Source organism: Clostridium bowmanii (genome assembly GCF_018861315.1).
In the GTDB taxonomy this organism is placed as follows: domain Bacteria; phylum Bacillota; class Clostridia; order Clostridiales; family Clostridiaceae; genus Clostridium_AD; species Clostridium_AD bowmanii.
Genome location: NZ_JAHLDL010000007.1, coordinates 13497 through 28370 on the forward strand (window position 1 = coordinate 13497; position 14874 = coordinate 28370).

Sequence of the window (14874 nt, forward strand, 5' to 3'; positions counted from 1 at the left end):
GGTATAATATGAAAAAAATATTATTAATTTTATTGATGTTAATATGTTTACCAATTAGTGTACAGGCTACCCAAGTAAGTGAAATAGGACAAAAGGAACAAACAGAAATAAATAATTTGTATGAATATATTACCAATATAAAGACCAAGTATGAAATATTTAACGATATGGAGCCAAAAGCTTTTGTTCAGGAATTTATGAAAACTGGCGAAAATGGTTTTACTTTTAAAAAAATATCTACTTATCTAATTGCCTTCACTTTTAAAGAAGTGCTTGCATCCATGGAGTTAATTGGAAGTCTTATGATTATTGCTATTGTTTGTGCATTGCTCCATAATCTTCAAAGTGCATTTAGTAAAGAGAGATTGTCTAGCATTGCTTATTTTGCATGTTATGGTGTGATGATCATTTTGATAACTAAAAGTTTTTATGTAGGTGTAGAGCTAGCTAGAAACACCATTCTTAATATGACAGATTTTATGGCATCACTTATGCCCGTTCTTATGATGTTACTGGCCAGTGTGGGAGGGTTCACAGAAGCCACACTACTGGACCCTGTGATAATGGGTTTTGCCACTATAAGTTCTAGAATTTATATAGATATTCTCATTCCTATAATATTTATGAGCTTCGTACTACAATTTGTTAATAATATATCTAGTGATTACAAAATAGAAAACTTAACAAAGCTTTTAAAACAAATTGCTATTTGGGTTCAGGGAATAGTGATGACAGTATTTATTGCGGTAATTACAGTAAGAAGCATAGCTGCAAAAACTATAGATCAAGTTACTATAAAAACAGCGAAATTTGCAGTAGATACATTTATACCTGTAGTTGGGAAAGCATTATCGGATGCAATTTCAACGGTAGCAGGATACTCACTTCTTTTAAAAAATGCCATAAGTGGGTTAGGCCTGGTTATTCTTATAATAATAGTATTATTTCCTATTATAAAATTGCTAATTATGGCTTTCATGTATAAGTTGGCAGCTGCACTAATTGAACCTATAAGTGATCGTCGTACTGTAGATTGTATAAATTCAGTAGGGGATTCTATTATACTCTTAATGTCTTGTGTAATATCTGTAAGTATAATGTTTTTCATAATGGTCGCAATAGTAGCATCCACCGGAAAAAGTATAATGATGGGCTAAAGTAACAGTTAATAGTCCATGCTATGTTGAAAATCAAAAGAAGGGGGTGATAGTTTGATAAATGTATTGAAAGTCTGGATAACCAACATTACTGTTGCTATATTTTTTATTACTGCTGTAGAAATGATTTTACCTGATAATAACATGAAAAAGTATGCAAAATTTGTATTAGGATTAATGCTAATTGTAGTAATTATAAACCCTATAATGAAAATTTTTAATAAGGATTTTGATTTATACTCTTATTCCAGTAAAGCGACAAGTTATATGGAGTCAAGTACCTCAGTGACAGATATTAAAAAATATAAAGATACTAACATACTAAATACCACAGAAAATTTTAAAAAAAATTTAGAGGCTCAATGTATTATAAATTTACAGGATGCTTATCCAGAAAATCAGTACAATGCTGATATAAAAATAAATTATGATGATAAAAATAAAGTGTTTAGTATTAATAGGGTCCAAATTGAAATTGTAGAAAAAGGTGTTAAAAATATTAAAAAAATAGAAATTAATACTAAGAGTGTGAATGCATCTAAAGAAAACATTTTAGATGGCGAAGAAGGGGAAAAAATAAAGAGGCTCTTAAGTAGTAAATTTAAAATATCTAGTAAAATCATAACTGTTTATAAAGTGAATTCTTAAAACCTATGACTATTAATTAGTGTAGCATTAGGATTAAAAATAATGAAAGAGGGAGGAGCTCTATGAATAATGATAATTTGCTTAGTAAAATTACTGAGTTTATTAAAACAAAACTAAATAGTAGTGATGACAAAAAGAGTAATAGTAAAAAATCTGACAAACTATTAGGAAATTTGGTACTTCTAATTTTAGTTGCAGTTGTAATTGTTTTAGCCAGTAGCTTTTTCAAAACACCAAAGATCGCTTCAACTGTTGCTGATAAGCCACAAAGTGATAAGATTGCAGTGGAAAATAACATTACAGGATTAACTGATTATGAATCACAATTAGAAAACAAGCTTAGATCAACTCTGGAAAAAATTAAGGGAGTTGGAAAAGTACAATTGATGATATATTTTGAGAGTGGTGAAGAAAGTGTTCCTGCAGTAAATATCAATGATTCTGAAAGTCTTACAGTAGAAAATGATACTGGAGGAGGAAAAAGAAATATCACTCAAAAAAATGATGGAAGAACTGTAGTTATGTCCAATAATGGAAACGCAAATGAACCACTTATTGTAAAAACAGTCAAGCCCACTATTACTGGAGTGTGTGTTGTGGCAGAAGGATCAGTGGAAAAGGTTACTGAACTTAGGATTAGACAGGCAGTAATTAATTTATTTAATTTGCCTGAAAACAAAGTTAATGTATATCCTATGAATAATTAGCATATAATTTCTTAGAAAGAATTTCTTAGAAAAGTTGATGGGGGGAAATATTATGAATAAAAAACAGTCTGGTATAATTGTTACGTTGGTGCTACTTATAGTGGTTACAGGTTATCTTGCAACAAAGGTTAATGGACCATTATATGTAAATGACACTGATTTTGGTAATGACAAGAGTGCAATATCTTTAAAACAAAGTAAAAATTCTTCAACCTATTTTACGGAAGCAATATTAACAAGAAATCAAGACAATGCGAGAACACTTCAAACAATCAAAGGTCTAATCGATGATGCTAATACTCCTAAAGAACAAAAGGATGCTGCAGCTGCTCAATATCTAAGCATATCAGTAGCTACGCAAAATGAATCAGACATCGAACTTGCTATAAAAGCTCAAGGGTTTGAAGAAGCATTGTGCAGTATAGTAGATGACAAGGTAGATGTATTAGTTAAAACCGCGAAAAAAGAACTTTCACAAGAAGAACTACGTGCAATTCAAGATGTTGTAATGAGTAAAACAAAATTAGAAAACATTGTAGTTAGCATTAAAGAATAATAATTGTAAATCAAATATTTATCTGCTATAATAAATGTAGCATTATCATGTTTTACCTAAGCTAAACAAGGGGGTACTAATATGGAAGATAAAATTATAAATGAAACAGATATGGGTATCGTTAAGATATCTGAGGATGTAGTTAGTGTCATAGCGGGACTCGCTGTTGCTGAAATACAAGGAATTGTTGGAATGAGCGCTAGTCTAGTTGGTGGAATAACTCAAATATTAAGTGGAAAGAAAAATTTATCTAAAGGCGTTAAAGTCAATGTAGGGGAAAATAGTGCAGTAATTGATTTACACGTTGTAGTTGAATATGGGGTTAAAATCCCAGAAGTTACAGAGCAAGCGCAAATAAATGTAAAAAAATCTGTAGAGCTCATGACGGGACTTGCAGTATCGGCAGTAAATGTGTATGTACAAAATGTTGTACTACCTAAAACAGAAAAGGTAGAGGAAATAGAAGCATAGGAGTAAACACCCTCTCTAATCAGAGGGTGTTTCCACGTTAAAGATATGTGCATAATTTAATATAGAAAAAATAGGAGGATAACTAATGAATAGAAGAAAGTCAAGAGAAGCAGCAATGAAATTACTTTTTGAAATGTCAATAAACAAAGAGAAGTATGAGGATATAATTGAAAATTTTAAAGAGTACACAGATGTAGATTTAACAGACATTGACATGTCATATATTACAAAAGTGCTAGCCGGAATTAATGAAAATGGTGCTGAAATTGATAAGAATATTGAAAAGTACTTAATTAAGTGGAAATTGGATAGGTTATCAAAAATGAATCTAGCAATTTTAAGAATTTGTACATATGAAATATTATTCGAGGAGGAAATACCGGGTAAGGTTTCAGTGAATGAGGGAATAGAACTTGCTAAAAAATACGGTGAAGACAGTTCACCAGCTTTTATAAATGGTATTTTAGCAAAAATGATTTAGAATGTGCCCTTAAATATCAGAGCCGTTCGCATTATTTGTGGTATAGGTAGCTTGAAAATAGACTAGATAATATGCTAGTCTATTTTATTACTATAAAAGCTGAATTTTGAAATTATGGTTGGGATCTCTTATACTAATTAATCTATTAAAATGTATAAAAGGAGAGGATAATATGGGAATTAAAGTTAATGGAAAGACAATAGTTGAAAATTATAGAAATGAAATAAAGTCAATTATATGTGAGGGAGTTCGCCTTGGACTCCGAGTACCCTCTATTAAAACTATTTTAGTTGGAGAAGATGGGGGATCACTGTCTTATGTCAAAAGTCAAAATAACCTTTGCGATAAATTAGGGGTTTCATATAGTTGTATTCACTTAGGCATTGACATTGACGAGAAAGATATTATGGATCTTATAGAAAAATTTAATGATGATAATAGTGTGGATGGCATAATTCTTCAATTGCCTTTGCCCAAAAAATTTAATGAAAAAGAAATCACTTCTAAAATTTCATATAAAAAGGATATTGATGGATTAACTGATAAGAATATGGGTAGATTTTATAAGGGAGATAAAAGTTTTATTCCCTGTACTGCTCTTGGTGTCATTGAAATGATTAAAAATACAGGTTGCATTATTAAAGGCAAACATGCTGTTGTTATAGGTAGAAGTAATATTGTAGGTAGGCCAGCAGCGCAATTATTACTTAATGAAGATGCAACAGTAACTATATGTCACTCTAAAACAATAAATTTAAAGGAAATTTGCAGAGCGGCGGATATTTTGGTTGCCGCTATAGGTAGACCAAGTTTCGTTACAAGTGATTTTATTAAAGAAGGAGCAGTTGTTATAGATGTTGGTACTACAATGGTAAATGGTAAAATTACTGGAGACGTGTGCTTTGACGAGGTTATTGACGTCGCAGGCTATGTAACCCCTGTACCAGGTGGAACGGGACTAATGACTACTACAATGCTTATAAAAAATGCTTGCGTAGCATGGAGGAACAATGTTTATTAAAGTAATTACAGTAACTGCCCTTAATGGGTATATTAAAAAAGTAATAGATAGTGACTTTATATTAAACAATGCTAATGTTAAAGGAGAGGTATCTAATGTGAAATTGCATTCTAGCGGACATATATACTTTTCACTAAAAGATGCATTTGGAAAGATAAATTGTGTAATGTTTAAATCACAAACGTATAAACTTAAGATTACACCTAGAGATGGCATGAATGTTATTGCTAGGGGTAGGGTTTCTGTTTATGAGCGGGAGGGCGCATATCAGCTTTATTGTGACGACATAGAGGCGGACGGAGAGGGACAATTATATTTAGCTTATCAAAATTTAAAAGAAAAATTAGAAAAGCAAGGATTATTTGATAGCCGACGCAAGAAAAATATACCCTCTTTTCCTAAGCGCATAGGAATAATCACATCACCAACAGGAGCTGCAATTAAAGATATTATAAACGTTGCCACAAGGCGTAATTCACTGGTTAATATCCTTATATACCCTGCATTAGTCCAAGGGGTAAATGCAAGCGCGGACATTGCAGCTGGAATAAAGTATTTTAATACCTCAAGAGATGTTGATTGTATAATTATAGCAAGAGGAGGAGGCTCCATAGAAGAATTATGGGCATTTAATGAAGAAAATTTAGCTCTGGAAATCTATAATTCTAAAATACCTATAATTACTGGAATTGGTCATGAAACTGATTTTACTATAGCTGATTTTGTATCTGATTATAGAGCGCCAACGCCATCCTCCGCGGCAGAAATTGTGGTGAAGAATTTAAAAGAGTTAAATAATGAAATTAGTGCATATAGAGAACTACTATTAAGATCTGTGGGTTTTAAGGTGACTAAAGAATATAATAAAGTTAATTTGCTAAATAAAACATTGAAAATAAATAACCCTCTAAATTATATAGTTAATCAATATATTCATATAGATAATTTGAAAGAAAATTTAAATTATAAATTTAATGCTGTGGTTTCATTAGAAAAGCAGAAACTTTCCAAATACAATGCTCTATTGCAGGCACATAACCCTTTGAATGTTTTAAATAAGGGATATGCATTATTACAAAATAATGATGATGGAGTTATTAGCGAAATCAAAAATTTGAAAAATATAAAACAATTGAAAATCACTTTGAAAGATGGCAATGCTAAATTTAAAATAAGTGAGTTGGAGGTATTTTAATGGCTAAGAAAAAAGAATCTTATGAAAATATGATGATAAGACTTGAAGAAATTGTAGGCCTAATGGATGGAAACGAAATTACATTGGAACAAACTATGATTATTTATGAAGAGGGTATAAAAATTTGTAACAGTTTATATAAAATTTTAAATGATACAGAAGGTAAAATAAAAATATTAACGGAGCAAGGTGAAAAAGATTTTATGCCACTACCGGAAGTTATTAAAAGTTAAGGTACACTGTTTTTTAAAAACATATAAAGAAAAGAAGGGATAAAATGAATATAAAATCCATGAAGAGTGAATTAGAACAGTGGATAAGTGATTATTTTGATGAAAAGCCAGAGATGGATAATAGAAACTTCGAAGCAATGATTTATAGTTTAAAAGTTGGAGGAAAAAGAATAAGACCAATTTTAATGCTTCAAACATATGCTATGTACAAGAAAGACTATAGAAATATCTTACCTTTTGCAGCAGCGCTTGAAATGATTCATACTTATTCACTTATTCATGATGATCTGCCCAGTATGGATAACGATGATTTGCGTAGGGGAAAGCCTACAAATCACAAAATTTATGGTGAAGCAATAGCAATACTTGCAGGAGATGGATTATTAAATGAGGCAATGGTACTAATGTTTGAGCAATGTTTAGATGGAAATTTAAATAAAATCCAGGCAAGTTCCATTATAGCAAAAGCCTCTGGAGCTCAGGGAATGATAGCTGGGCAAATTTGTGATATCTTAAGCGAGGGCAGCTCAATATCAGAAGAAGAACTTCTTTATATGCATAGAAATAAAACCGGGCAATTAATTAAAGCGGCCATAGTAAGTGGTGCAATACTTGGTAATGCCAGTAAAGAAGATCTGTATATTTTAAATGATTATGGTGAGAAATTAGGGCTGGCTTTTCAAATAAAAGATGATATATTAGATATAATTGGTGATGTACATATTTTAGGAAAAAATGTAAAACATGACCAGTGTAACAATAAGACAACTTTTATAACTATGTATGGATTAGAAAAATGCAAAGAAAAGTGTAAGGATTTAACACAGGAATGTTTTGAAATATTAAAAAAGCTACAAAAAAATACAGTACATTTAGAAGAAATCACGGAATTTTTATTGAAAAGAGAATATTAAATATTATTATATGATATAATGTCTCCATAAAAGGTGGTTAAATTTTAACAATTATAAAAAAATAAAGTATTTAGATAAAAATATAACCAATAATTTGGAGCAATTTTCTTTGTTTCTAAAATATTATAATTAATAAAAGAGGTTAGAAATATATGGGTAAAATTTTAGATGATTTTGATGATATAAATTCAGTGAAAAAAATGTCAATACAAGAATTAAATTCTTTTGCAAAAGAAATTAGGTGTTTTCTACTGGAAAAAGTGTCTAAAACAGGAGGCCATTTAGCTTCTAATTTAGGTATAGTAGAATTAACTCTAAGTTTATATAATGTTTTTGATTTTAATAGTGATAAAGTGGTATGGGACGTAGGTCACCAATCCTATGTGCATAAAATTCTTACAGGAAGAAAAGATAAATTTGACACACTTAGAAATTTTGGAGGACTCAGCGGTTTTCCTAATAGAGAAGAAAGTAAATATGACAGCTTTGAAGCAGGCCACAGTAGTACTTCTATCTCTGCAGGAATTGGCATGGCAAGAGCTAGAGACTTGCAACAAAAGGATTATGATGTTATTTCAGTAATAGGTGATGGTGCACTTACAGGAGGCATGTCTTTTGAGGCATTAAATGATATAGGATTTAGGAAAACTAGAATGATTATCGTGCTCAATGATAATCAAATGTCTATATCTAAAAATGTTGGGGGAATATCTAAATATTTAAATGAATTTAGAATTGATCCAACTTATAACAGAATAAAAAAAGAGATAAATTCTACACTTAGAAAGATTCCTAGTGTAGGTAACGGTATGGTTAATTCTATCCATAAAATTAAGGATGGAATTAAGCAGGTTGTAGTGCCAGGAATGTTATTTGAACATATGGGTATAAAATATTTAGGACCTATAGATGGACACGATATTAAAGCAGTAAGTAAGGTTTTAAAGCTAGCTAAAAATATAGATGGACCAGTAATTATTCATGTTATAACTAAAAAAGGCAAGGGTTATGAGTTCGCTGAAAAACAGCCACGTAAATTTCACGGACCAGGTCCCTTTGACCCTCTAACTGGAGAATTATGTGGTAGTTCTAAAGAAAGTTACTCTGATGCTTTTGGAGAGAAGATGGTCGAGCTTGCAAAGGAAGATAAAAATATAGTTGCAATAACAGCGGCCATGCCAGAGGGCACAGGGCTTGAAATGTTTTCAAAAGAGTTTCCTAATAGATTTTTTGATGTGGGAATAGCAGAACAACATGCAGTTACTATGGCTGCGGGAATGGCATCTCAAGGCTTAAAACCTATTTTTGCAGTTTACTCTACTTTTCTTCAGAGGGCTTATGACCAAATTTTACATGATGTATGCATTCAAAAGTTACCTGTTATTTTTGCTATAGATAGAGCTGGAGTTGTTGGTCAAGATGGAGAAACTCACCAAGGCATATTTGATTTATCATATTTATCTCATATTCCTAATATGACAATTATGGCCCCAAAATGTATAAGCGAACTTAAGTCAATGCTCGCTTTTGCAGTTAAACAAGATTACCCAATTGCTATAAGATACCCTAGGGGAGGGGACAATCCAAATATAAAGATGTCTTCTATTAAAAACTTTATAAGAGGAAAATGGGAAATACTTTTTCATGGCGGCAAGATAGCTTTTATAGCTACAGGCAAAATGGTTCAAAATGCCGTTTTAGTTAGAGAAAAATTAAACAATATGGGAATAGAAGCTACTGTAATTAATGCCTGTTTTATTAAGCCAATTGATGAAGTATTAATAAAAGAGCTAGTAGATAAAAACTATTCCATAGTGACTATAGAGGACAACGTTATACATGGAGGGTTGGGTTCTATGGTTCTTGAGTATGTAAATTCATTAAATGGAAACACAAAAGTTATTGCTTTGGGGTTTAAAGATAAATTTATTCCTCACGGAACAGTTGATATATTATATAAATTATATAAATTAGATGTGGATGGAATTTTCGAAAGTATTTTAAAACTAATTTAAATAAGCCACTTTAGTTGGTCTTTAAGGAGTTTTTCATGGTAGACAATAAAGAGAGATTAGATGTTCTTGTAGTTCAAAAAGAAATTTTATTTTCTAGAGAAAGAGCCAAAGAAAATATTATTGCTGGAAATATATTTGTGGATGGGATTAAAACTACAAAATGCGGAAAGAAAGTAGACTTGTCATCTAATATTGAATTTATTGGAGAAGATAATCCCTATGTAAGTAGGGGTGGATTAAAGCTTCAAAAGGCTATAAATTCCTTTGATATTGATCTTTTAGGGAAAGTCTGTTTAGATATAGGCGCATCTACAGGAGGGTTTACAGACTGCATGCTCCAACATGGGGCTTGCAAAGTATACTCTATAGATGTTGGAACAAATCAGTTAGATAATAAGCTGAGAGCTGATGCGCGAGTAATATCATTAGAACATACAAATATAAGATATTTAAATGGAGATAGGATAGAAGAACTTGGGGATTTTGCTAGTATAGATGTGTCATTTATTTCACTCGAGAAAGTCATTCCCAGTATACTGAGTCTATTAAAAAGTGATGCTGGTGTTGTAGCTCTAATAAAACCACAATTCGAAGTTGGCATAGGCATAGTAAACAAAAAAGGTGTGGTTAAAAAACAAAGTCAACATGTGGCGGTTATAATTAGAGTTTTAAAATTTTTGGAAGATCTAAATGTAAAGGTTATTAATGTTAATTACTCTTCTATAAAAGGACCTAACGGTAATATTGAATATTTAATTTATTTTACCAAAACTAAAGGGGATCATGTAAGCTTTATAGGAGAAAGTATAGAACTATTAGTTAGTGAAGCCCATAAAAGTTTAAACTAAGAGTAATTGAGATAATAATTAATAGCAGACAGTTGATATAGAGAAGGGCAAGGAGGAACTATGAAAAACATTGGCATTAACATAAATACCACAAAAGATAGAGATGGCAAAATAATGAAATATGTGAAAGATATTATCAATAAATATATTGATGAAACCAATATATTTATATTTAAAGATTCCAAAGGCCTTGAAAATATAAAATATAATGATTTAGATATTATTATCGCATTAGGCGGTGATGGGACAATACTTCGAACAGCGCGAAATCTAAATAATTCTAATATTCCAATACTCGGGGTGAATATAGGAAATTTAGGCTTTCTTACCAGTGTGGAGCTTTTAGAATTTGAAAATGCTACGAAAAAAGTTTTTGAAGATGAGTATTATGTAGAAGACAGGATGATGCTTAATTGCACTTTGCCACTTCGGGGAGAACCTGAAAAATATATTGCACTAAACGATATTATTGTATCAAAGGGGACCCTTGCGAGAGTTGTTAAATATGAGCTTTTCATAGACAATAAATTTTATATAGATTTTACAGGGGATGGGCTTATAATATCTACACCAACAGGTTCAACCGCATATTCACTATCTGCAGGTGGGCCTATAATTTACCCTAATCTAGATGTTATAGCTATAACCCCAATTTGTCCATTATCACTATCTATGAGAACTATAGTCCTAGATTCTAAAAGTGAAATATCTATAAGTGTAAAAAGTGAACAAGAAAGTATATTTTTGACTCTCGATGGACAACGCGCAATAGAGCTAAATAACTATGAGAAAATATTAGTGAATGTTTCAAATAAGAAATGTAGATTGGTAAAATTTAATGATTACAACTATTTTGAAGTTTTGAGAAAAAAAATAATTTCTAGAACAACTGATTGTGAGGGAGAAAAAAATGAAGATTGCACGTCATGCGAAAATAATTGAGATCATTCAGGCTAAAGAAGTTGAAACTCAAGAGCAACTAGCAGAGGAACTGAAAGGTAAGGGGTTTGATATTACTCAAGCAACCGTATCTAGAGACATAAAAGAATTAAAATTAATCAAAGTTATGAATGCACATGGAACTCACAAGTATGCTACTATTTCACCAGAAGACAGTTTTTTATCAAATAAGCTGGTTAATATTTTTTGCCAGACTGTGCTTTATGTAGATCATGTGGATAATTTTATAGTACTTAAAACTATATCGGGATCTGCACCTGCTGCTGCTGAAGCTTTGGATTCACTAAAATTCACTGGTATTGTGGGAACTATAGCTGGGGATAATACTGTTTTTATTTTAGCTAGAAGAGAAGAAGATATGAAAGAAATAGTACAAAAAATCAAAAAAATGATTAGTGAATAGGAGGAGTTAGTATGCTCCTACAATTAAATATTATGAATTTTGCCCTAATTGAAAAATTGTGTATTAATTTTGAAGGAGGATTCAACGTGCTTTCTGGTGAAACGGGAGCAGGAAAATCGATTTTAATTGATGCTATAAATTTTGTTTTAGGTGGGAAATTCAATAAAAACTTAATTAGGACAGGGGAAGACAAAACTTATGTTGAGGCTGTATTTACAATAGATAATAAAAATAACAAGGATGCTTTAGATGATATGGATATTGAATATGAGGATATGGTATTTGTAAGTCGGGAAACTTTCCAATCGGGTAAAAGTGTTGCTAAAGTTAATGGTAAAGCCTTGTTACTTTCAAAGGTTAAATCTATTAGTAAGACGTTACTAGATATTCATGGACAACATGATAATCATAATTTATTGGATAAAGGTAATCATATATTTTATCTAGACTCATTTGGGGCTTATAGAATTAATAAGGTTCTTGTTAGTTATGCTGAGAAGTATGCAAGAATGACTATTATAAAAAATAAAATTCAAAAGCTTGAAGGAAATGAGGGTCAAAGAGAAAAACGAATTGATTTCTTAAATTATCAGATAGAAGAAATTAAAAATGCTAATATAAAAATCGGTGAAGATGATGAACTTCTAGAAAAGTGTGCAATAATTAGTAATTCAGAAAAATTAGAGAAACATTTATCAAAAAGTTACGAGCTATTGTATACAAGTGATGAAGAAAATACAACGGTTTTTTATAATTTAGCTATAGCTATTAAGGAACTAAGAGCTATAGAAAAACATATGGAAAAGATAAAAGTAATTGCAGACTCAATAGAAGAAAGCTATTACAATATAGAGGAAAATATTACTGACATACGAAATTTAAAAGAAAATATTTATTATGACGAAAAAGAATTGGAATATGTTAATAGCAGAATAAGCCAAATTAATAGTTGCAAGAAGAAATATGGGGCCACTATTAAAGAAATTCATGAATATAGTGAAAGAATTCAAATTGAGAATGAAGAATTAATTAATAGTAGTGAAATAATTGCTCTTCTTAAAAAAGAAAAAATAGCTGTTGAGAGTGAAATGAAAATTATAGGCCATAAAATTCATGAAATTCGATGTAGCATAGCTAAAGAACTGGGCGATAAAATAAAAGAGGAATTGAATTATATCGGACTTGAAAAAAGTAAATTTTATATTGAAGTAAAACTAGAAGAGCAGTTTTATGAAAATGGTTGTGACAAGGTTCAATTTTGTATATCTACTAACCCAGGTGAACCACTAAGTCCATTAGAAGATATTGTGTCTGGCGGTGAGTTATCTCGAATAATGCTTGCACTTAAAACTGTATTTGTTGATAAGGATGAAATACCTACTGTTATCTTTGATGAAATAGATACTGGTATTAGTGGAAGAATAGCACAATGTGTGGCAGAAAAAATGTATTTAATATCTAAGAACCATCAAATTTTTTGTGTAACTCATTTGCCGCAAATAGCTAGTATGGCAGATACAAATTATTTAATATCTAAAAATGTTATAAATGAAAAAACCTACACAAATATAATTAAAATGAATATGGAGGAAAAACAACAGGAAATAGCTAGAATGATAGGTGGTACAGAGGTTACTAAATTAACTTTGGAAAATTCTAAAGAAATGATTAATATGGCTAATAAACAAAAGAAAAATTAATTTCTATTTTTTACGATTTTATAGTTATATAGTAATAAAAATATGTTTTATAGGGAAAAATAAAGTTATTAATAATGGCTTTATTTTTTTTTGGAAATATAGTTGATATGTAAATCATTGTTTAGACTAAAGATTATAAATGAACAATCTTGTTTATTGAAAATGTGAAAAAATTGAAATAGAGAAGAATTTTATAAATTTATCATAAATTAGTTTTCAATCTATGTCTTTGACTATTATTGAATTAATGTTATAGGATAATATGGAGAGCTCAAGGGTAACTTAAAATTATAATTATAAGCGAAAAGGAGGTAAAGCTCATGAAGAATAGATTCAATATAATATGCTTTATAATGACACCGCTAGTGATTTTGGCTTTAAGTGCATACTTTAAAACTCAAAATAAAGTTGTTGCAGTATTTAATTCACCAATGGAAAAATTTTATTCTATGAAAGCCATAAAAATGAAACAAGGTAGTGACAAAATTATTACAAGTTCTTATAAAATTGAAAGTGACGCAAGTATAAACTCAAAATCATTAGATTATTTTAAAGTAGCACCTACTTTCGCAAAAGACAATTCAGAAATTATGGTTTACCCTGGGGGACAGCCAATAGGGGTTAAACTAAATACCAAAGGTGTTTTAGTAGTAGCTCTTTCTGATATAGACAGTAGTAACGGTAAAATAGCAAGTCCTGCTGCAAATGCAGGTGTACAAATAGGAGATAGTATAATTAAAATAAACAATGTTGAAATAAATCATGCTGAAGATATAGCAAGATTTGTGAATACAGAAAAAAATCTAGAAATTACTCTTACATTACAACGAAAAAATAATCTAGATTATTTTGATGTAAAAGTTAAACCCGCCATTGATGCTAAAGATGGAAAACAAAAAATAGGATTATGGGTAAGGGATTCAACTGCAGGTGTAGGAACATTAACTTTATATGATGAGAAAACTAATAAATTTGCTGCTCTAGGACACCCTATCACAGATAGTGATACTGGAACAATATTAAGTGTTAGTGATGGTGTAATTGTATCATCTAATATAGTATCAATAAAAAAAGGGACAAGGGGAATTCCAGGGGAGTTACGAGGCCTTTTTATAGATGAAAATATAATAAAAGGACAAATAATAAAAAATACGGGATGTGGCATATTTGGAGATGGAACAAAAAGTCTTATTAATAAAAAATTTAATAAACCAATGAAAATAGGACTTAGAAATGAAATTAAAGAAGGAAAAGCAAAAATTCTAACAACTATAGATGGTAGTGAACCAGAATTGTTTGAAATAGAAATTCAGAAGCTATTACCTCAAAGTACATCGGGATCTAAAAGTATGATAATTAAAATTACAGATGCTAGACTTTTAGAAAAAACTGGAGGTATAGTTCAAGGTATGAGTGGTAGTCCGATAATTCAAAATAATAAAATTGTGGGAGCGGTTACTCATGTATTAATAAACAAGCCTGATGTAGGATATGGGATATATATAGAATGGATGCTTAAAGATGCAGGTATTTTATCAAAATAGCTAGCATTATTGAATAAAAAG

The 14874-nt window shown here is 30.5% G+C and carries 16 protein-coding genes; all 16 read left to right on the forward strand.

Features of this window, described 5'->3' with window-relative positions; all coding sequences use genetic code 11:
- Positions 1 to 8: 8 nt before the first annotated feature.
- The 16 genes from spoIIIAE (at position 9) to spoIVB (ending at position 14853) form a co-directional block, all read left to right on the forward strand.
- Positions 9 to 1157, forward strand: coding sequence for a stage III sporulation protein AE (gene spoIIIAE / locus KPL51_RS06240; protein WP_216158558.1), 1149 nt, complete (start codon positions 9 to 11; stop codon positions 1155 to 1157).
- A gap of 54 nt (positions 1158 to 1211) precedes the next feature.
- Positions 1212 to 1805: a stage III sporulation protein AF gene (gene spoIIIAF, locus KPL51_RS06245; RefSeq protein WP_216158561.1), complete on the forward strand. Its 594-nt coding sequence runs from the start codon at positions 1212 to 1214 to the stop codon at positions 1803 to 1805.
- 62 nt (positions 1806 to 1867) lie between these two features.
- Complete coding sequence (gene spoIIIAG, locus KPL51_RS06250; RefSeq protein ID WP_216158563.1) at positions 1868 to 2512, forward strand: stage III sporulation protein AG; 645 nt, start codon at positions 1868 to 1870, stop codon at positions 2510 to 2512.
- Positions 2513 to 2564: 52 nt separating this feature from the next.
- A complete protein-coding gene (locus tag KPL51_RS06255; RefSeq protein WP_216158564.1) occupies positions 2565 to 3068 on the forward strand; it encodes a SpoIIIAH-like family protein in 504 nt (167 codons plus the stop codon).
- An 81-nt stretch (positions 3069 to 3149) separates the two neighbouring features.
- Entirely contained in the window at positions 3150 to 3539 is a 390-nt protein-coding gene (locus KPL51_RS06260) for an Asp23/Gls24 family envelope stress response protein (protein ID WP_216158566.1), read from the forward strand.
- 85 nt (positions 3540 to 3624) lie between these two features.
- Positions 3625 to 4020 carry a transcription antitermination factor NusB gene (gene nusB / locus KPL51_RS06265; RefSeq protein WP_216158568.1) on the forward strand — a complete coding sequence of 132 codons (396 nt, stop codon included), beginning with the start codon at positions 3625 to 3627 and terminating at the stop codon, positions 4018 to 4020.
- A 172-nt stretch (positions 4021 to 4192) separates the two neighbouring features.
- Positions 4193 to 5041 (forward strand): bifunctional 5,10-methylenetetrahydrofolate dehydrogenase/5,10-methenyltetrahydrofolate cyclohydrolase, encoded by an 849-nt coding sequence (locus KPL51_RS06270; RefSeq protein WP_216158570.1) that lies wholly within the window; start codon positions 4193 to 4195, stop codon positions 5039 to 5041.
- Positions 5031 to 6236 (forward strand): exodeoxyribonuclease VII large subunit, encoded by a 1206-nt coding sequence (gene xseA, locus KPL51_RS06275; RefSeq protein ID WP_216158572.1) that lies wholly within the window; start codon positions 5031 to 5033, stop codon positions 6234 to 6236. The genes KPL51_RS06270 and xseA overlap by 11 nt, the downstream gene beginning before the upstream one ends.
- A complete protein-coding gene (locus KPL51_RS06280; protein ID WP_216158574.1) occupies positions 6236 to 6469 on the forward strand; it encodes an exodeoxyribonuclease VII small subunit in 234 nt (77 codons plus the stop codon). The genes xseA and KPL51_RS06280 overlap by 1 nt, the downstream gene beginning before the upstream one ends.
- Before the next feature lie 44 nt (positions 6470 to 6513).
- Complete coding sequence (locus tag KPL51_RS06285) at positions 6514 to 7383, forward strand: polyprenyl synthetase family protein (RefSeq protein ID WP_216158576.1); 870 nt, start codon at positions 6514 to 6516, stop codon at positions 7381 to 7383.
- Positions 7384 to 7535: 152 nt separating this feature from the next.
- Entirely contained in the window at positions 7536 to 9398 is a 1863-nt protein-coding gene (dxs, locus tag KPL51_RS06290) for a 1-deoxy-D-xylulose-5-phosphate synthase (RefSeq protein ID WP_216158578.1), read from the forward strand.
- 35 nt (positions 9399 to 9433) lie between these two features.
- Positions 9434 to 10246 (forward strand): TlyA family RNA methyltransferase, encoded by an 813-nt coding sequence (locus KPL51_RS06295; RefSeq protein WP_216158580.1) that lies wholly within the window; start codon positions 9434 to 9436, stop codon positions 10244 to 10246.
- 60 nt (positions 10247 to 10306) lie between these two features.
- Positions 10307 to 11188, forward strand: a complete 882-nt coding sequence (locus KPL51_RS06300) for an NAD(+)/NADH kinase (protein WP_216158582.1) — start codon at positions 10307 to 10309, stop codon at positions 11186 to 11188.
- Positions 11157 to 11609 carry an arginine repressor gene (locus tag KPL51_RS06305; protein WP_216158585.1) on the forward strand — a complete coding sequence of 151 codons (453 nt, stop codon included), beginning with the start codon at positions 11157 to 11159 and terminating at the stop codon, positions 11607 to 11609. The genes KPL51_RS06300 and KPL51_RS06305 overlap by 32 nt, the downstream gene beginning before the upstream one ends.
- Before the next feature lie 11 nt (positions 11610 to 11620).
- Entirely contained in the window at positions 11621 to 13309 is a 1689-nt protein-coding gene (gene recN / locus KPL51_RS06310; RefSeq protein ID WP_216158587.1) for a DNA repair protein RecN, read from the forward strand.
- Between the two features lie 320 nt (positions 13310 to 13629).
- The gene (spoIVB, locus tag KPL51_RS06315; protein ID WP_216158589.1) at positions 13630 to 14853 is read left to right on the forward strand and encodes a SpoIVB peptidase; all 1224 of its coding nucleotides are present in this window, start codon (positions 13630 to 13632) and stop codon (positions 14851 to 14853) included.
- Positions 14854 to 14874: the final 21 nt, after the last annotated feature.

Excerpts from the sequence above, each read along its gene's own strand:
- spoIIIAE (WP_216158558.1), top strand. The coding sequence starts at position 9 with ATGAAAAAAATATTATTAATTTTATTGATGTTAATATGTTTACCAATT.
- spoIIIAG (WP_216158563.1), top strand. The coding sequence starts at position 1,868 with ATGAATAATGATAATTTGCTTAGTAAAATTACTGAGTTTATTAAAACA.
- KPL51_RS06255 (WP_216158564.1), top strand. The coding sequence starts at position 2,565 with ATGAATAAAAAACAGTCTGGTATAATTGTTACGTTGGTGCTACTTATA.
- KPL51_RS06260 (WP_216158566.1), top strand. The coding sequence starts at position 3,150 with ATGGAAGATAAAATTATAAATGAAACAGATATGGGTATCGTTAAGATA.
- nusB (WP_216158568.1), top strand. The coding sequence starts at position 3,625 with ATGAATAGAAGAAAGTCAAGAGAAGCAGCAATGAAATTACTTTTTGAA.
- KPL51_RS06270 (WP_216158570.1), top strand. The coding sequence starts at position 4,193 with ATGGGAATTAAAGTTAATGGAAAGACAATAGTTGAAAATTATAGAAAT.
- xseA (WP_216158572.1), top strand. The coding sequence starts at position 5,031 with ATGTTTATTAAAGTAATTACAGTAACTGCCCTTAATGGGTATATTAAA.
- KPL51_RS06280 (WP_216158574.1), top strand. The coding sequence starts at position 6,236 with ATGGCTAAGAAAAAAGAATCTTATGAAAATATGATGATAAGACTTGAA.
- KPL51_RS06285 (WP_216158576.1), top strand. The coding sequence starts at position 6,514 with ATGAATATAAAATCCATGAAGAGTGAATTAGAACAGTGGATAAGTGAT.
- dxs (WP_216158578.1), top strand. The coding sequence starts at position 7,536 with ATGGGTAAAATTTTAGATGATTTTGATGATATAAATTCAGTGAAAAAA.
- KPL51_RS06295 (WP_216158580.1), top strand. The coding sequence starts at position 9,434 with ATGGTAGACAATAAAGAGAGATTAGATGTTCTTGTAGTTCAAAAAGAA.
- KPL51_RS06300 (WP_216158582.1), top strand. The coding sequence starts at position 10,307 with ATGAAAAACATTGGCATTAACATAAATACCACAAAAGATAGAGATGGC.
- KPL51_RS06305 (WP_216158585.1), top strand. The coding sequence starts at position 11,157 with ATGAAGATTGCACGTCATGCGAAAATAATTGAGATCATTCAGGCTAAA.
- recN (WP_216158587.1), top strand. The coding sequence starts at position 11,621 with ATGCTCCTACAATTAAATATTATGAATTTTGCCCTAATTGAAAAATTG.
- spoIVB (WP_216158589.1), top strand. The coding sequence starts at position 13,630 with ATGAAGAATAGATTCAATATAATATGCTTTATAATGACACCGCTAGTG.